Below are 16,161 nucleotides of genomic sequence, written 5' to 3'. Positions count from 1 at the left end.
TGTCCGAGCCGCCCGCTACTATGGCAAACGTTATGAAAAATGTGAAGCCTTTGCTCAAGTGGGTCGGTGGAAAACGCCAGCTACTGCCCGAGATCCACGCTGCCCTCCCGACTGAAGGATTCGACGGATATTTCGAGCCTTTCCTCGGCGGTGGCGCAGTGCTGTTTTCGCTGACCCCGCACAAGGCCACGGTCAACGATCTCAACACGGAGCTCATCAACGTCTACGAGATGGTCCGAGACGATGTCGCAGGTCTCATCGAGCTGCTGCAGACCTATCCCAACGAGGAAGACTTCTTCTACGAGATGCGCAGCAAAGACCGTGACGCCTCCTTTGCACACATGACGCGCACGGAGCGCGCCGCACGAACGGTCTATCTCAACAAGACCTGCTACAACGGCCTGTACCGCGTCAACAACGCTGGCCAGTTCAACTCGCCATTCGGCCGCTACGCCAACCCCGCCATTTGTGATGAGGAAACGCTACGTGCGGTCTCCGAGTACTTGAACAGCAACAATGTTTCCTTCAATACCGGTGACTACGCGGCCATCTTGAAAGACGCCAAGGAAGGCGACTTTGTCTACTTCGATCCGCCCTATGATCCGGTCAATCCCACCAGCAACTTCACGGGGTATCAGTCCGGGGGCTTCGGCCGCGAGGATCAGCTGCGTCTCAAGGGGGTCTGCGATAAGCTCGACGCCGCCGGCGTGAAGTTCCTGCTTTCGAACTCGGCCACGGACTTCATTCAGGAGATCTACTCCGAGTACGAGATAAACATCGTCGGGGCCACCCGCTCCATCAATTCGGTGGCGAGCAAGCGCGGCAAGGTAGACGAGGTTCTGGTGCGCAACTATGGATGAGCAGCTGGCTAGCTTGTGCGCGGAGTTCGACGTTCCGGGTGGGCAGACGCTGGGGCTAAACGACGTCGGCTGGCTCAAGGTTTTCCGCGATCCCACCGTTCGCGAGCAGCTTGAGCGCACCGGATTCGTGGTGGTAGAAGCAGCGCGCATCAAGGCGCTGTCCAGCCGTGAGCCGCGGCTTATGGCCAAGCACGACTTCTCCGCAGCGCGGCCCTGGTTCTTCCGGGAACACGGCTTATCCATCATGCCGGTGCGCCGAGATGCGTACCTGATTGGCCGCTTCGATGTCTATGAGAAGTTTCCCGAGCACGCCGCACCGCTAAAGTCGCTGCCCATTCCGAGCGGCATTGAGTCGCTGGATTTTAAGAACCTGACCTCGGAGGCGGTGATGCTCAATGCGGCGGCACTGTCCGGAATCCTCACGGACTTCGTGGGTGGTGGGCAGCTCTACCCCACCGTGACGGGCCGCATGTCCACACTGCAGCTGCCTATTCGCCTGGCTGACCTGAACTTGGAGCTGGACGTCGACCGCGCGCAGATGGAGATCGACGGCGGCTTCGAATCCGCGGAGCGGCTCATCTTGGTTGAGGCCAAGAACCACATCTCGCCCGACTTCAACATCCGCCAGCTGTATTTTCCGTACCGGCGCTTCTCCCAGGCACTCGCCAAGGAAGTGGTGCCGCTGTACGTGGTCTATTCCAACGGAGTATTCCATTTGTACCGTTATTCTTTTCCTAATCCGGCAGACTTCCGCAGTATAAAGCTGGAGGATTCCGCCCGCTACGTGCTTGGCGGTTCGGAGGTCACAAGCTCTGCGCTGCGCGCCGTTGCGCACCGCACGCAACCCGAGCCCGAGCCGCGCATCCCGTTCCCGCAAGCCGATTCTTTCGCGCGCGTGGTCAGCTTGCTGGAGATGCTGCCCGTGGCCAAAGCAGAGATTCCGCAACGCTTCGGCTTCACGCCACGCCAAGCGGACTATTACGTGAACGCCGGGCGTTACCTGGGCCTGATGGAGGTAAACGACGGAGTGGTTGAAGGCACCCCGCTGACGGGTTCGCGCGACGAGCGCAATCTGGTGCTGGTGGATGCCCTCGCGCGGCGGCAGGTGTTCAACGCCGTCATTCGGGAAGTCGTGGAGCAGCAGCGCGCACTCACCAAGGCCGAAGCTCAGGCGCTCATGGAGGAAGCAGACCTGGGGCTTACGGGGTCGACGCTACCGAGGAGGGCGTCGACAGTCGCGGCGTGGTCGCAATGGATTTGGGAGCTCATCGCACCAGAACAATTGATGCTGGTATAGCCTTCGCTGTCTCATCTATTGGGATATGTTGTACGTATGTACACAATTGGCGATTACCTTCTCGACCGCTTGGCGGAAGTCGGCATCACGGAACTTTTCGGTGTTCCCGGCGATTTCAATCTCAAGTTCCTCGACCACGTTGTGGCCCACGAGAAGATTCGTTGGGTGGGCAACTCCAACGAGCTCAACGCCGGATATGCGGCCGATGGATACGCCCGCCTGCGCGGCATCGGCGCATTCCTCACTACCTTCGGCGTGGGCGAGCTCTCCGCCGCCAACGCCATCGCGGGGTCCTACGCGGAGAACGTGCCGGTCATCCACATTGTTGGTTCGCCGCGCAAGGAGCTGCAAGCCTCCGTGGCCAAGATCCACCACTCCATGGGCGACGGCGACTTCGCCCGCTTCTTCCGCGTTGACCGCGAGCTGACCTGCGTGGCCGAGGATCTCAACGCAATGACCGCGCAGGCGCAGATCGATAACCTCATTGTCCAGGTGTTGTTCCAGCGCAAGCCCGGCGCGCTGCATCTGGCGGCGGACGTCGCCAGCACCCCCTGCACGCCGCCGAAGGCTCCGCTGCCGCTCATCGAGCAGTTCGACTCGGAAGCCGCCGCACAAGAGTTTGAGCGGGACCTGAAGGGCTTCCTCAAGGGGCGTACTCTCGCAGTGCTTGCCGACGTCCTCGTGCATCGCTTTGGCTGCCAGTCCACGCTCCAGGGCTATCTGGATCGATCCGGGGTTCCTGTAGCAACGTTGAGCTGGGGCAAGTCCCTCATCGATGAGGAGACCTCGAACTTCGCGGGAATCTACTCTGGTGCGGCGTCGCATGGCGATACCCGCAAAACCGTCGAGGAGGCCACTGCCTTGGTGACCGTGGGCGTGGACTTTACCGATAACATCACCGCGGGTTTCTCCGTTGCGATTTCCCAAGATAACCAGGTCGATATTCGCCGTGATACGGCCTACATCCAGGGCAATGCCTACACGCCGTTGAGCATGGGCCGGGCCATCGAGATTCTGGACCAAGTCACAGCCGAGGTATCGCCAGAGTTCATGCCGGTGGGCAAGACCAACCCTGCGGAGAAGGTAGAAATCACCGACGAGCCGTTGTCGCAGGAACAACTCTGGGCGGTGGTCTCACGCGCACTGGAGCCGGGCAACGTGGTCATCGCGGAGCAGGGCACCTCCTTCTTTGGACTCTCGGCGCACCACTTCCCCACCGATACAGTGTTCATCGGCCAGCCGATGTGGGGCTCCATCGGCTACACGCTGCCCGCAACACTTGGTGCGGCGCTGGCGCAGCCGGGGCGTCGTCCAGTGCTGCTCATCGGTGATGGTTCCGCGCAACTGACCATCCAGGAAATCGGACAAATGGTGCGCGAAAAGGTTCCCGCGGCCATCTTCTTGGTGAACAACAATGGCTACACCGTTGAACGCGCAATCAACGGCGAGGACGAGTACTACAACGACATCCCGGCGTGGGATTGGTCCAAGACGCTAGATTTCTTTGGGGCTGGCGACTTTGGGCTTACGCTGCGGGCCACTACTGGCGCGGAGCTCGAAGAAGCCGTGGCCGTGGCCACCGCGAACAAGGACAAGCTGGTCTTTGTGGAAGCGGTGACCCCGTACAACGACTACCCGGAGCAGCTTAAGCGTGTAGCTGCGGCGCTAGCCCCACGGAAGCGCTAATGAGAACGCATCCGGCGATGATGAAGAACGCGCCGGATGCGATGTCAATCCAGGGGCCAGCGGCCAGCATGCGGCGGCGAACCGCGGACGTAGAAATAACCGTGCTGAGCAGCACGAAGGTGAGATAGGCCGAAAGCGATAGGCCCAGGATGAGTGCCACCGCGAGCCACAGCGGCGGATGCGGTGGCAGAAGCGGGGCAATCATCGCCGCGAGGTAGAGCACGATCTTTGGGTTGGAAAGGTTCGTGGCCAAGCCGGTGCGGAAGACCTGCCCAAGGCTGCCCAAGCGCAGGGCGGCCTCCTCAATATCAGCGGGCGGATTGTGGAGCAGTTCCAGACCGCCCTTGATTGAACGCACGCCCATGAAAATCAGGAAGGCACCACCGATTCCCTGAATGGCCCGCAGAATCCCCGGGAACGCGGTGAGAACTGCGGCGGCGCCAAACACGGTGATCGTGTACCAAAAGAGCACTCCCAACTGGATTCCGGTCGCGGCAGCGATGGCGTGCTTGCGCGAGCGCGTGGCGTAGCGGGTAACCAATACGATGTCAGGCCCAGGAGCCAACGCGCCCAGAAGGTTCATGAACATCAGTGCCGCAAATGCGGACCAACTCATGAAAAGCGCTCAATCAGGTCTTCGCGCCCAAACATGCGGGCGGAGTCCACGGCATTCGGGGTGCCAGCCTGCGGGTCAGCGCCGGCGGCCAGAAGTGCGTCGACCACGGCGTCTTCCTTCTTGAAGATGGCACCAGCCAGCGGGGACTGATTGCGGTCGTTGAGAAGGTTAACGTCAGCGCCAAGAGCGGCGAGTTCGCGCACGAGCTCGGCGTGGCCGTTGTAGGCAGCGAGCATAACGAAGGACTGGCCGTCCTGGTTAACCATATCGGCGTTGACGCCCTGCTTGATGTACTCGAGGAGGGTGGCGTCGCCGTGGCGGGCGAAGTCAAAAAGCTTTGAGGCGAATTCCTGGACGTCTTGGGTGATGTCTTCCATGAAAAGCAAGTCTATCGCGCGAGTTCAGCGACCCGGCGCACGGCTGCCTCAATGGCAAAGTCCTCATCGCCGCCTTGGCCCTTGACTGCGGCGTCGAGCTCCGCCATGAGGATGACCGCCTTGTTGACGTTATCCTCAGACCAGCGGCGCGCTACTGGCTGGGTCATCTTCACCACGTAAGGGGCCAGCCCGGTGTCCTTGGCCAGGGAGTATTGGTCGCCGCGGGCTGAGTAAAGGCGGGCGATGGCGCCGACCTTATTGGCGAGAGCCGCGGCAATAGCCACCGGGGAGGCGCCAAGCTGGAGCGCGCGGCGGCAGGTAGACACGGCCGCCTCGACGCGGCCGGCCACGGCGGCGTCGGCAATGTCCCAGTTGGCCACCTCAGCGATGCCCACGTAGTAGTTGTGCACGGCCTCACGAGTGACGTTGCCGTTGGTGTCAAAGACCAGCTGGGAGATGGCCGAGGCCAGCTCGCGCAGGTCAGAGCCCACGCCGTCGAGGACAGCCTGCACCACGTCAGGGGTCGGCCGTACGCCGTGGGAGGCGAACTCGCGGGTGGCCCAAGAGCCCAGCTCGTTGGGATACAGCGAGAAGGCCTCGTGCACCTCGCCCACCTTTCGCAGCTTGGCCACGATCTCCGGTGGTTTCTTCTTGCCCTTCAGTGTCTTTGCGGTGACGGTGTAGATGAGCACCAAGGTCATGCCCGGTCCAGGATCAGCGACCGCAGTGAGCAGGACCTGGGTCAGTTCCTTGCCCACCTTTTCCACGTCGCTGATGACGATGACGCGGTTGTCACCAAACAGTGACGGGCTGGTGGCCATGGCGATCTCGCCTTCGGAGACCTCAGAGGCTTTCAGGCGCACCACCTCGACGCCCTCCCCGGCCGCTTTCTGGATGGAAAGTCGGGCGCGTTCAGTGAGGAATTCGTCGTCGCCAAGGATGAGGTGGACTTGCTGCATGGGTGCAATTCTAGCGGTAGAACACCGGGATGCCTTCAGGAGTGCGGGTGGGATAGTCCGGCGGGGAGTCTTCGGTAACCACGATGGAGCAGGTGCCCGGCGGGATCGGATAAACATCCTCCTCCGTGGCAACCACGTGCACAGGTTTCTGTGGTGTCTCCAGGTGCCGCGGGACGAGGACCGCAATCACGCACAAAAGGGTCAGCAGTGGGCGGCGATAAATAATGCCGGCCACCACCCAGCCATAGGCCAGCAGCACGAGGAACGGGCTGGCGGCCACGGTGTTGAGAGGAAGCCCGGTGCAGCCGTGAGCGATAGTGTTGATCCACCAAGTAAAGGGTTCCGCCACGGCGAGCAGGCCCGCGCCCAAGACGGAGAGCGGCCCTAGCTGGGCGAAGATGGCGGCTATGAGTCCGAGGATGGTCACCGGCGCCGTGGCGGGGGCGACTAGGACGTTGGCCAGTACCGAGACCACGGAGACTTCCCCCGCCATCAACGCCACAATCGGCATTGTCACTAGGTCCGCGGCGATGGCTACGGCAAGGGCACGGATAAAGATGTCGGGCCAGCCGATCACCGCGAGGTGCCGGTAGAGCAAGGGCGAGACCACCACGATTCCCGCAGTCGCGACCACGGAGAGTGCAAAGCCAAAGCTAGAACACAGCTCGCTGTCGATGAAAAGCAGCACGATTATCGCCAGGCTCAGGCCATGCATCGGCTCCATCCGGGAAGAGTTGAGCACCGCGAGCAATCCCACCAGGCCCATCACGGCGGCACGTTGGACAGAAGGCTCAAACCCGACGAGGAGCACAAACACCACGAGCGCGGCTAACGACGCCGCTACACGCAGCCGTGGCCCCTTCACCAACAGGGCCGCAGCACTACAGACAATCGCCACGTTGGAGCCGGAGACCGCGCTTAGGTGAGACAAGCCGGTATCAATGTAGAGCTGCTTCTCCGCGGCATCCTGCAGGGTGGTATCGCCCAACACCATGCCGGGCAGCAGGCCCTGCGAGGAAGGGCCCACTGTGGTGACCACGAGCTCGCGGAAGTTCTCCGCCACGTGCGCGGCCAACGAGTCCGGCGGCGTCAGGCTAGTCAGCCGCCCATGGGAGATGGTGACCTCTGCCCCACTGGGAGCAGGCTCATCCGCGAATACCGGAACCTGGAAAGGGTAGCCCGGCACGCGCAAACGCAGCAACCAGCCGCCGCGGGTCTCGGAGGGATCGGAGATGACGGTGCCGGTGAGGACGTCGCCAAGCGGCACTGCGCGCGCCAGCCGCACCTTGGTGACCACAATCGCAAGCGCACTCAAAGCAGCGCACAAGATTGCCTGGCCCCGTTGCCACCGCCACAACACGAGGGCGAAGACTGGCACCACAATGCACCAGTTGCCGTGCAAGGCCAGCAGCGTGGCCGCCCACACCGCACATGCGGCCGGCAACAGGCGCAGCTGCTTCATAGCTGGACCTGGTCCTTGAGGCCCTCGAACTTGGCCGGGCCGATGCCGCTGATGTCCATGAGCTGCTCCACTGAGCTGAAGCCACCGATTTCCTCGCGGTGCGCGATGATGGCCTCCGCGGTCACCTCGCCCACGCCTTTTAAGTCCATGAGCTGTTCTTTCGTGGCGGCGTTGAGGCTCAGCAGACCTTGGCCAGGTTCGCCAGCGGGTCCTGGCACGGGCGCAGGCATGCCGACGACTATTTGCTCGCCGTCGGTCAGCCGTTTGGCCAAGTTGAGGTTGAGGAGATCGATGCCGGGCTTGGGCCGGGCGTGGTCGAGGGCGTCGGCAATGCGCGCGTCAGGTGCCACCGTGACCAGGCCCGGGTTGTCCACCTCCCCCACCACGGAGACCACGAGGGAGCTTGGCGCAGGAGTCGAGGAGGTGGGGCTGGTCGCGGCATAGGGCTCCGCGCGCGAGGAAATCCCCAGCCACACCAAAATTCCCGCGGCCACCAGGACAGCGATGGTGCACGCAATCCACGGCGGCACGGAAATGCGCGGGCGTGGATAGCTGACGGTGAGGAGGTCCTCCTCCCCTGTGGGACGGGAGAGCTCGCGAAGGCGATCGCTGATGTGGGGCATGCCCTCGACGCTACGAAGGCGGCGCCCGAAGGTCGAGGGTCAATTGTCAAAGCTGTGGATAACTTGTTGAGCGCGTCAACAAATAGGTTACTTCTCCGCAGGCTTTCGTGGCGCGAAGAAGGAATGCGGCTTGTCTGGGGTCTCCTTACTAAAGACCACGGAGACGCCGATGGCGCCAGAGCCAGCGTGGACCGCGAGGACGTCCGTCAGCTCTTCCAGCATGAAGGACGAGCCCTCCGGCAAAGCCATTTCGAGCAGCTCAAGCAGACGCTCAGCAGGTTCTTCGGCGTCGTTGTGCTGCAAAGCCACAAATACTGGGTCGCCGTCCGCGCGGGAGGCAATGAGGTCCACGAGCTTGGTGAAGGCCTTGGTCTGCGTACGCGTCTTGCCCACCAACTCCAGCTTGCCGCCCACGATGGACATGATCGGCTTGGTAGCCAGGAGTGCTGTTGACAACATGGCGGTGGTGGCAGAAAGACGACCCGAACGGCGCAAGTCCTCCGTGGAGTTGAGGTAGACCCAGGTTTTGCCGCGCTTGACGGTGTCAACGGCCGCGGCGTGGCATTCCTCCAGCGAGGCGCCTTCCTGGGCAAGCTTGGCAGCAGCCATTGCCGCCGCGCCCATGACCATGCCGGCGGAGCCCGAGTCGATCACTTTGACGGTATCCGGGAACACGCCGGACGCGGTGACCGCGGCCGACCACGTGGAGGACAGTTCCTTGGACAGGTGAATGGCCACCACGCCGGCGTCGTTGGCGCGTTCCATCTGCCGACCATAGGCGGCAGCCAGCTCTAAGGAGGTCAGGCCCGAGGTAGATTGCTCGCCCTCGGTATCCATGACGTGCAGATCAAGAACCTGGATCTGGAGTTGCTCCACGATTTCTTGGGACAGACCAGCAGCAGAGTCAGTGACAATGCGAACGGACACTAGACGTCCGCCCCCGCTCCGCCGACCACGTGCGCGCCCATGTTCCAGCCGTCGAAGTACCACTTGGCGCCATCGACGTTGTCCGGGGTGAACTCCAGGGAGCAAGTGGGATTGTCCGGGTTGAAGTCCGGGCGGGCTGTCAGCTGGGACCAGTGGGTGTTTTTGAGTCCTGAAAGGATACCGTATTGATTGTGCTCGAGGCCCAGAAGGTTGCAGGTCAACGCGGAAATCGCGCCTCCATGTCCGACCACGAGCACGGGGCCCGGGCTCCAGTCATGGGTGCGCATGAGCTCGTCGATGACGGGGCGGGCACGCTTGGCGACGTCCACCCTCGACTCGCCCTGCGGCGGCGCCCAGGTGGGATCGTGGCGCCAGATGGCGCGTGCGCCAGGGAACTCCTCGTCGACCTCGACGGAACTCATCCCCTGCCAGTCGCCCAGGTTGGTCTCGCGCAGGCGGGCGTCGATGGAAGGCTCAAGCCCGAGCTCCTCGCCGATGACGCGCGCGGTCTCGCGGGCACGGATGAGATCCGAGCACACGATGGCCGAGATGTTTTTGTCTCTGAGCATCGCCGCCGCGCCTTTGGCCTGCTCATAGCCCACCGCGGACAGCTCGGTGTCCAGGTGGCCCTGCATGCGGCCGGTGGCGTTATAGGTTGTCTGACCGTGACGGATCAGAATAAGACGGCGAATCAAGGTTTAGTACTCCTCGTCCTCTTCCGGCTCCGGCTGAGCCAGCGGGATCTCGTCAATGGACTCGACTTCGCGCAGGTTTACCTCGTTGGACCACTCGCCTGGGCGCTCTGGGGTCTCGATGCCGTCGATCTCGATGATCGGGCAGTCGTGGTACAGGCGGTCCAGGCCGTAGAACTCGCGCTGGTCGTTGCGCTGGACGTGGATGACGATGTGACCGTAATCCAGCAGTACCCAGCGGTTTTCGCGGTTGCCTTCGCGGCGCTTTGGCTCATGGCCAAGCTTGGTCAGCTCGTCCTCGATTTCCTCCACGATGGAGGCCACCTGGCGCTCGGTCTCGGCGGATGCCAGCACGAAGATCTCGGTGATAGCAAGCACGTCAGAGACGTCGATGGCCACGATGTTCGTGGCCAGCTTCTCGTCAGCAGCGTGCGCCGCGGTTTCAGCCATCTTGCGGGCTACATCAGTAACGGACATGTGCTTTCCTTCAAATATCTTCGAAAACTTTTTAGTTCTGCCAGTTTCGCACGTGAGAGGTGCGTTTGGCTATTTCCGTGAATTCTTTTTTCCCAAATTCTATAAAGGCTTATCAGGATTAGGGCCATAAAGATTGTTCTTAGCGATGTATTGCACAACCCCATCCGGCACGAGGTACCACACCGGCTCGCCTTCCCTGGCGCGCTCGCGGCAATCGGTGGAAGAAATGGCCATGGCGGGAATTTCGATGAGTTCGATCCCGGTTTGGGATTCTAGCGGCAGCATATCCTTGCTGAGTTCGTAGCCGGGGCGGGTGACGCCGACGAAGTTGGCCATCTCTAGCATGACCTCCCAATCGCGCCAGCTCATGATCGAGGCCAGGGAATCGGCGCCGGTGATGAAATAGAGCTCGGCATCGGGGAAAAGCTCGCGCAGGTCACGCAGGGTATCGATGGTGTAGGTGGGACCCTTGCGGTCGATGTCGACGCGGGAGACGGTAAAGCGCGGATTCGAGGCGGTTGCCACCATGGTCATCAGGTAGCGATGCTCGGCTGCGGTGACGTCGCGCCCCGCCTTCTGCCACGGCTGGCCGGTGGGCACGAAGACTACTTGGTCCAGCTGGAAGCGGTAGGCCACCTCACTGGCGGCCACGAGGTGGCCATTGTGGATGGGGTCGAAGGTGCCGCCCATGATTCCAATGCGCTGTGGACTAGTCATGAGTGGAGATTATACGTGCACCTTCTGCCCATCCGCGGGCGTGGGCGCCTGGATGAAAAAGAGATAGAGACATATTTTAAGGTCGAGTTTGACCGCTTCCCTGCAGAATCCACTTTGTGGAGGTCAGCTCCGGCAACGCCATCGGACCGCGAGCATGCAGCTTCTGGGTGGAGATACCGATCTCCGCGCCCATGCCATAAACCTCGCCGTCGGTAAAGGCGGTGGAGGCATTGAGCATGACGGCGGCGGCATCGACCTCGTTGGCGAACTTAAGCAGAACATCGGCGTCCTGGGCGGCGATACCCTCGGTGTGGCCGGTGGTGTACTCGGCGATGTGCGCGATGGCGCCATCGACACCTTCCACGACCTTGGCGCAGATATCGTTGCTTAAGAACTCCTCGCGCCATTCCTCGTCGGTTGCTTCCACGGCATTGGCCACGCCGAATTGCTCGAGCTCAGCAACGTCACCATGGATAACCACGCCCGCCTCCTGAAGGGAGGTGATGACGCGGAGTTTCGCGGCGTCGGCAAGCGCGGCGTCGAGCAGCACGCACTCGGTGGAGTTACAAACCGAAGGGCGGCGGGTCTTGCCGTTGATAACCATGGCGATGGCCTTGTCGAGGTCAGCGCTGGCATCGATGTAGAAGTGGCAATTGCCGGTGCCGGTCTCAATGGCAGGGACGGTAGCGCCCTCCACCACCGCATTGATGAGGCGAGCAGAACCACGGGGAATCACGACGTCGACAAGCCCGCGCGCCGTGATGAGATCCTGCACCGAATCGTGGCTCTCGCACAGCAGGAGTTGCACGCCCTCGCGCGGAAGGTCGAAGTGCGCCAGGGTGTCCTGGAGGATCTCCACGAGCTGCTCGTTGGAGTTGCGTGCGGACTTAGATCCGCGCAGCAGCGGCACGTTGCCAGACTTGAGCGCAAGGCCAAAGGCATCCACCGTGACGTTCGGGCGGGCCTCGTAGACCATGCCCATGACGCCGAGCGGCACGCGCACCTGCTTCATCTGGATGCCGTTGTCCATGGTGTGGCCCCGCAGTACCTCCCCTACTGGGTCCTGCAGGGCGGCGACCTGGCGCAGGCCGCCGGCGATACCTTCGACGCGCGTGGCGTCAAGCGAGAGCCTGTCGATTAAAGAATCATTCATCCCGGCCGCGCGGCCAGCGGCGACGTCGCGCTCATTGGCCTCGAGGATCTCAGGGGTGCGGGCCACCAGGTTTTCAGCGGCACGCAGAAGAATCTCATTCTTGCGCGGGGTAGAAAGCTGCGCAAGAATTGGCGCGACATTCTTGGCCTGCCGCGCCAGTTTTAGTACTTGGTCTCGTTCTTCATCGCGAGTGAGTTGGCTCATGAGGCTCAAGCTTACTGAAGTTAGCCTCGACAGGACAGACCATGGGCACGCCTTCGTCATCGATGACTCGAGCGCGGATGCCATAGACCTCACCCAGCAGCTCGGTGTTCAGCACCTCTGCGGGCGTTCCATGGGCATGCACGCGGCCGCCGTGGAGCACCACCAGCTCATCGCAATAGCGCGCGGCCAGGTTGAGATCATGGATAGCCACCAACGCCACTGCCCCGCGGGAGACCTCCTTGCGCAAGGTATCCAGCAGATGCACCTGGTGACGCAGATCGAGTGCGGAGGTCGGCTCATCCAACAGCATCAGTTCCGGCTCGCGGGCCAGCATCTGCGCCACGGCAACGAGCTGGCGCTGGCCGCCCGAGAGCTGGTGGACGTAGCGGTGCGCGAGATGCACGATGCCGAGCTTTTCGAGTGCCTGCACCGCCGATTCCAAGACGTTGGCCGAGCCGCGCTTAGCGGAGATGACTACCGATTCAAAGGCGGTCAGGGAGGCGCTGGTCAAAAGGTCCTGCGGCACGTAGCCCACGGTGGCATCACCGGTATCGCACGTACCCGAAGTTAGTTTTTGGATGCCAGCGATGGTTTTGACCAAGGTGGACTTGCCCGCGGCATTCGGACCGATAAGGCCGACGATGGTGCCGGGGCCTGGTTCTGGGAGGTCAACGCCCTTTAGAACCTCCCGTTTACCAAAGTTCACGCATGCTTGTTCTACTTTCAGCACTTGATCCTCCTCTTGGTGAAGATGAGCAGCACGAAGAAAGGAACGCCAACAAGAGCGGTGATGATGCCGATGGGCACGGCAACGCCGGGGATGATGGTGATGGATACCGCGTGGGCACCCGCCAGCAGCATCGCGCCCGCTGCCATGGAGGCCGGAGCGAAGAATCGCTGATCCTCGCCCACCAAAAGGCGTGCCACATGTGGGCCAACCAAACCGATGAAGCCAATGATCCCGGCGAAAGCAACGGCACTTGCGGCCAGCAAGGATGCCACCACGAGGGTGGAAACGCGCAGCCGCTGCACGTTGATGCCCAGCGCTGCCGCGCGCTCATCGCCCAGGCGCAGCGCCGTGAGCTTCCACGCGTTGAAGACGGTGAAGGGCACAGCGATGAGCAAGGTGGCGGCGATGATCAGGTTGGACACCCAGTTCGCGCGCTGCAGTGAGCCCATGGTCCAAAAGACGATCTGCTGCAGGGCCTCAGTGGAGGCGCTGTATTGCATCAGCGAAAGCAGCGCCTGGAAGAGGAAGACCAGGGCGATGCCGAGCAGAATCATCGACTCCGCACTAGCGCCGCGCCACACGGCAGCACCGGCGACGATGGCCACGGCCACTAGAGCCGAGAGCCAAGCGACGGCCGCGAGATTGAACTGCGGATTTCCCAGCACGGTCCAGCCCAACACGATTGAGGCAGCGCCGCCAAAAGCCGCGGCGGCGGAAATACCCAAGGTGAAAGGCTCGGCCAAAGGGTTATCCAGAATGGTCTGCATGTGCGCGCCGGATAGCGCCAGTGCGGCGCCGATGAGCACGGCCATAACCGACGCCGGTAGACGCAGGTTCCACAGGACCGTGCGGGTGGTTTCATCCACCTGGCCCGGTAAGAAAATGCCACGCAACATCTCCATCGGGGAAAGGTGAATCGGGCCGACCACCGTGGCGACAACGAAGGCCACGAAGGCCGCCAGCACCAGTCCACCGATGGTGAGTACCTTGCGTAAGTTATTGCTTCGGTACTCGGCGATTACCTGGTTGGTTTCGGTTTTCTGGTCAGTCTGCGAACGATCAGAAGAGGTCAAAAGTGCCATTTTCTAGTGCTTGTGTGCGTCTTTGGTGGTGAAGAAAACGCCGCTGTAGTCGATGGGCAGCCACTTGTCGTGGAAGTCCGCGAAGTCTTTTTCTGGGTCTAAGTCCTTGAAGGTTTCTGGGTGCATCCACACGGCAAACTGCTCCAGGGCGAAGACGTTGAAAGGCGAATCGTAGAACTGGTGGTAGACAGCGTGGAAGTTGCCTTCCTTTGGAGCCTCAAGCTGGTCAAAGCCCGGGGTCTTGAGCAGGCCTTCGAGGGTCTCCTGCGCCTTTTCTTCCTTGGCCGCGTAACCCATCTCCACGTGCGGCAGGACCTCCGGCTTTTCCGGGTCCTTGGCCCATGCGCCGCCGGTGGCGATGATGTGCTCTGGCTGCTCAGCAAGCACCTTTTCTGCGGTAAGGTCTCCAGACTCGGTGTCCAGCAGGCTATCGCCCAGGTTCTCACCGCCCGCTGCGTTGACTAAGTCGCCCAAGTTAGAGTCCTTGACCGTGGAGCAGCAATCCTTCAGGCCCGCCGCACGCCAGACCAGGGTGCGTGGCTTGTCGCCTGCCTTTTCCGCGCGGGACTTGATGTCATCAACCTTGCCGGTATAGAACTTGTTGAACTCTGCGGCCTTGTCCTCGCGGCCGAGGAGCTGGCCGAAGACCTCCATGGACTTCGGGGTGTTCTCCAATGGCTTCTGACGGAAGTCGGTGAAGACGTACTTCAGACCGGCCTGATCCATCTTGTCCAGGAAGCCGGACTTCTCCGCAGCCTTCTTGTGGTCGAGGGTCATGACCACGACGTCCGGCTTTTGCGCGAGCAGGTTTTCGACGGTTACGTCGCCCTTGGCGATGTTGCCGATAGTCGGCAGATCCTTGTACGCCGCATTGGTTTCGGCGAACTTGGACTCGAAGCTGGGCGCAGCCTGGTGGAGATCCTTGCCCACTGCCACAATGTTGGCGAGTGGGTCTTCACGGTTGAGGATCGAGGTGGCGAAGAGCCCGCGGCCTTCGCCCAGAACGATACGCTCTGGCTGCTTGTCGAAGGTGACCTCGCGGCCAGCGACGTCAGTGATGGTCACAGCAGTGTCCCCCGCGGCGCCGGTAGAGCCGGTGGACGCGGAGGTGTCTTCGCTGTTGCTGCACGCGCTCAACGCAGTCGCGGAGGCGAGCATAGCCAAGGTAGCTGCCGCAATGCGGACGGAGTACTTGGGCACGTTGAAATGGGTCATGAAAGAAAGTCCTTTACTCACGAACAATAGCCAAGCTAACTTAGGCTTAGCTAAATTGAACACGTACGAGAATACAACCACTCACGTAGACCCGGAAAATGGCCCCCCCGAGTTTTATTTAGGTCACTTTAAAGCTGAATGAAATTCTCTAAAAGAAAACTCATCCCCAACGGCAAGGTTATCCGCGGTGGATGTCACGCGCGGCTATAGCCCAGACGCGCAGCCACTCCCCCGCGGCCCCCGCGGACTACTGCCCCAGCTCCTTGCGGCGCTCGGCTGCCAGACGCAGGCGCTCGGCCCGGTCTTTGTCATCCTTCTTTTTCAATTCCTCATAAAGTTTTTTGTCGTCCTCGGAGAGCTTGACCGCAGCCCTGACACCCCACGAGGCGAAACCTGCAATCGGGAAGACAAGCCAGAAATAGTCCCAATTGAAGACGAAAAGACCCAGGAAGAAGAGGATCATCGTCACTGACCAAAGAACAGCATTGATTCGTTGGACTAACCCTCTGCGTCGCTGCAGCCGGTCGAGCTCGGCCTGCGCTTCCGATTCCTTGAACGGGACGGCCTCTGCAATTGGATTGTCAGGAAGGTCCTCAAAGAGGGAAGCGATCTCGCCGCGGGTACGCGCAACAGCCGCCTTTCCTGTGCGGTCTTCGAACTCGTTGATGTCGATGAGACCGTTAGCGAAGTGGGTGCTGAGGAGGCATAGCGCATTGTGGCGTTCGGCGTCTCCCACACGAATGTCTTTGTTCATGCTTTTAAACTTTAATATCCAGCGTTCGGATCCACACGGGTAGGAATTTCCTCGCCAGTCTCAAAGGCCGCGGCCACCTTTGCGGTGTGTGCTCCCAAGTGGCGACGCACCGAGTTACGGGTATTGGCAATGTGCGGTGTAATGACCACCCGCGGGTCCTTCCACAGCGGGTGATCATCCGGGAGCGGCTCCGGCTCAGTGACGTCGAGCGCTGCGCCGGCAATCTCGCCAGAGTCCAGCGCCGCTAAAAGATCCTTGGTACTGATGAGTGGGCCACGGCCCACGTTGACCACCACCGCGTGATTCGGCATCTGGGCAAACACGTCTTTG

Annotated in this window: 18 protein-coding genes; 3 read left to right on the top strand and 15 right to left on the bottom strand. The window is 61.5% G+C overall.

The genetic code is table 11. The features are described from left to right. Positions 1-32 precede the first annotated feature (32 nt). The 3 genes from HMPREF0308_RS02465 to HMPREF0308_RS02455 are packed head-to-tail and all read left to right on the top strand — an operon-like array spanning position 33 to position 3,843. The gene (locus HMPREF0308_RS02465; protein ID WP_034656750.1) at positions 33-860 is read left to right on the top strand and encodes a DNA adenine methylase; all 828 of its coding nucleotides are present in this window, start codon (positions 33-35) and stop codon (positions 858-860) included. Then, complete coding sequence (locus HMPREF0308_RS02460) at positions 853-2,157, top strand: type II restriction enzyme (protein ID WP_005528329.1); 1,305 nt, start codon at positions 853-855, stop codon at positions 2,155-2,157. The genes HMPREF0308_RS02465 and HMPREF0308_RS02460 overlap by 8 nt, the downstream gene beginning before the upstream one ends. A gap of 36 nt (positions 2,158-2,193) precedes the next feature. Next, on the top strand, positions 2,194-3,843 hold the full coding sequence (locus tag HMPREF0308_RS02455) for an alpha-keto acid decarboxylase family protein (protein ID WP_005528328.1): 1,650 nt from the start codon (positions 2,194-2,196) through the stop codon (positions 3,841-3,843). On the opposite strand, the gene HMPREF0308_RS02450 is transcribed toward HMPREF0308_RS02455, so the two are convergent. From HMPREF0308_RS02450 to HMPREF0308_RS02380, 15 genes are all read right to left on the bottom strand, one after another. Beyond that, entirely contained in the window at positions 3,803-4,459 is a 657-nt protein-coding gene (locus HMPREF0308_RS02450; protein WP_005528327.1) for a LysE family translocator, read from the bottom strand. The genes HMPREF0308_RS02455 and HMPREF0308_RS02450 overlap by 41 nt on opposite strands. Further along, complete coding sequence (locus HMPREF0308_RS02445) at positions 4,456-4,836, bottom strand: ankyrin repeat domain-containing protein (RefSeq protein WP_005528326.1); 381 nt, start codon at positions 4,834-4,836, stop codon at positions 4,456-4,458. The genes HMPREF0308_RS02450 and HMPREF0308_RS02445 overlap by 4 nt, the downstream gene beginning before the upstream one ends. 11 nt (positions 4,837-4,847) lie before the next feature. Continuing rightward, entirely contained in the window at positions 4,848-5,795 is a 948-nt protein-coding gene (gene holA, locus HMPREF0308_RS02440; protein WP_005528325.1) for a DNA polymerase III subunit delta, read from the bottom strand. A gap of 10 nt (positions 5,796-5,805) precedes the next feature. Further along, a complete protein-coding gene (locus HMPREF0308_RS02435; protein ID WP_005528322.1) occupies positions 5,806-7,257 on the bottom strand; it encodes a ComEC/Rec2 family competence protein in 1,452 nt (483 codons plus the stop codon). Then, positions 7,254-7,880, bottom strand: a complete 627-nt coding sequence (locus HMPREF0308_RS02430; RefSeq protein ID WP_005528321.1) for a ComEA family DNA-binding protein — start codon at positions 7,878-7,880, stop codon at positions 7,254-7,256. The genes HMPREF0308_RS02435 and HMPREF0308_RS02430 overlap by 4 nt, the downstream gene beginning before the upstream one ends. 87 nt (positions 7,881-7,967) lie before the next feature. Next, positions 7,968-8,807 carry a DegV family protein gene (locus HMPREF0308_RS02425; protein WP_005528320.1) on the bottom strand — a complete coding sequence of 280 codons (840 nt, stop codon included), beginning with the start codon at positions 8,805-8,807 and terminating at the stop codon, positions 7,968-7,970. Beyond that, a complete protein-coding gene (locus HMPREF0308_RS02420) occupies positions 8,807-9,502 on the bottom strand; it encodes a histidine phosphatase family protein (RefSeq protein ID WP_034656749.1) in 696 nt (231 codons plus the stop codon). The genes HMPREF0308_RS02425 and HMPREF0308_RS02420 overlap by 1 nt, the downstream gene beginning before the upstream one ends. A gap of 3 nt (positions 9,503-9,505) precedes the next feature. Next, the gene (gene rsfS / locus HMPREF0308_RS02415; protein WP_005528318.1) at positions 9,506-9,976 is read right to left on the bottom strand and encodes a ribosome silencing factor; all 471 of its coding nucleotides are present in this window, start codon (positions 9,974-9,976) and stop codon (positions 9,506-9,508) included. Between the two features lie 99 nt (positions 9,977-10,075). Continuing rightward, on the bottom strand, positions 10,076-10,693 hold the full coding sequence (gene nadD, locus HMPREF0308_RS02410) for a nicotinate-nucleotide adenylyltransferase (RefSeq protein WP_005528316.1): 618 nt from the start codon (positions 10,691-10,693) through the stop codon (positions 10,076-10,078). Positions 10,694-10,769: 76 nt separating this feature from the next. After that, entirely contained in the window at positions 10,770-12,050 is a 1,281-nt protein-coding gene (locus HMPREF0308_RS02405) for a glutamate-5-semialdehyde dehydrogenase (RefSeq protein WP_005528315.1), read from the bottom strand. Then, on the bottom strand, positions 12,028-12,780 hold the full coding sequence (locus HMPREF0308_RS02400) for an ABC transporter ATP-binding protein (RefSeq protein ID WP_005528314.1): 753 nt from the start codon (positions 12,778-12,780) through the stop codon (positions 12,028-12,030). Before HMPREF0308_RS02400 ends, HMPREF0308_RS02405 begins: the two co-directional genes overlap by 23 nt. Then, positions 12,774-13,862: a FecCD family ABC transporter permease gene (locus HMPREF0308_RS02395; RefSeq protein ID WP_005528313.1), complete on the bottom strand. Its 1,089-nt coding sequence runs from the start codon at positions 13,860-13,862 to the stop codon at positions 12,774-12,776. Before HMPREF0308_RS02395 ends, HMPREF0308_RS02400 begins: the two co-directional genes overlap by 7 nt. A 3-nt stretch (positions 13,863-13,865) precedes the next feature. Continuing rightward, a complete protein-coding gene (locus HMPREF0308_RS02390; RefSeq protein ID WP_005528312.1) occupies positions 13,866-15,077 on the bottom strand; it encodes an ABC transporter substrate-binding protein in 1,212 nt (403 codons plus the stop codon). A gap of 247 nt (positions 15,078-15,324) precedes the next feature. Then, positions 15,325-15,831, bottom strand: coding sequence for a DUF1707 SHOCT-like domain-containing protein (locus HMPREF0308_RS02385; protein ID WP_005528311.1), 507 nt, complete (start codon positions 15,829-15,831; stop codon positions 15,325-15,327). An 11-nt stretch (positions 15,832-15,842) separates the two neighbouring features. Further along, positions 15,843-16,161 (bottom strand): NAD(P)-dependent oxidoreductase (locus HMPREF0308_RS02380; RefSeq protein ID WP_005528309.1); only part of this gene is annotated, 319 nt, incomplete at its 5' end.

It is taken from the genome of Corynebacterium striatum ATCC 6940, from assembly GCF_000159135.1.
Classification (GTDB): Bacteria; Actinomycetota; Actinomycetes; order Mycobacteriales; family Mycobacteriaceae; genus Corynebacterium; species Corynebacterium striatum.
Note: the sequence above shows the minus strand (reverse complement) of the source record. Positions and strands in the feature narration are given on the sequence as shown.

Excerpts from the sequence above, each read along its gene's own strand:
- HMPREF0308_RS02385 (WP_005528311.1), bottom strand. The coding sequence starts at position 15,831 with ATGAACAAAGACATTCGTGTGGGAGACGCCGAACGCCACAATGCGCTA.
- HMPREF0308_RS02455 (WP_005528328.1), top strand. The coding sequence starts at position 2,194 with ATGTACACAATTGGCGATTACCTTCTCGACCGCTTGGCGGAAGTCGGC.
- HMPREF0308_RS02445 (WP_005528326.1), bottom strand. The coding sequence starts at position 4,836 with ATGGAAGACATCACCCAAGACGTCCAGGAATTCGCCTCAAAGCTTTTT.
- HMPREF0308_RS02390 (WP_005528312.1), bottom strand. The coding sequence starts at position 15,077 with ATGACCCATTTCAACGTGCCCAAGTACTCCGTCCGCATTGCGGCAGCT.
- HMPREF0308_RS02405 (WP_005528315.1), bottom strand. The coding sequence starts at position 12,050 with ATGAGCCAACTCACTCGCGATGAAGAACGAGACCAAGTACTAAAACTG.
- HMPREF0308_RS02465 (WP_034656750.1), top strand. The coding sequence starts at position 33 with ATGAAAAATGTGAAGCCTTTGCTCAAGTGGGTCGGTGGAAAACGCCAG.
- rsfS (WP_005528318.1), bottom strand. The coding sequence starts at position 9,976 with ATGTCCGTTACTGATGTAGCCCGCAAGATGGCTGAAACCGCGGCGCAC.
- HMPREF0308_RS02435 (WP_005528322.1), bottom strand. The coding sequence starts at position 7,257 with ATGAAGCAGCTGCGCCTGTTGCCGGCCGCATGTGCGGTGTGGGCGGCC.
- HMPREF0308_RS02395 (WP_005528313.1), bottom strand. The coding sequence starts at position 13,862 with ATGGCACTTTTGACCTCTTCTGATCGTTCGCAGACTGACCAGAAAACC.
- HMPREF0308_RS02430 (WP_005528321.1), bottom strand. The coding sequence starts at position 7,880 with ATGCCCCACATCAGCGATCGCCTTCGCGAGCTCTCCCGTCCCACAGGG.
- holA (WP_005528325.1), bottom strand. The coding sequence starts at position 5,795 with ATGCAGCAAGTCCACCTCATCCTTGGCGACGACGAATTCCTCACTGAA.
- nadD (WP_005528316.1), bottom strand. The coding sequence starts at position 10,693 with ATGACTAGTCCACAGCGCATTGGAATCATGGGCGGCACCTTCGACCCC.
- HMPREF0308_RS02460 (WP_005528329.1), top strand. The coding sequence starts at position 853 with ATGGATGAGCAGCTGGCTAGCTTGTGCGCGGAGTTCGACGTTCCGGGT.
- HMPREF0308_RS02450 (WP_005528327.1), bottom strand. The coding sequence starts at position 4,459 with ATGAGTTGGTCCGCATTTGCGGCACTGATGTTCATGAACCTTCTGGGC.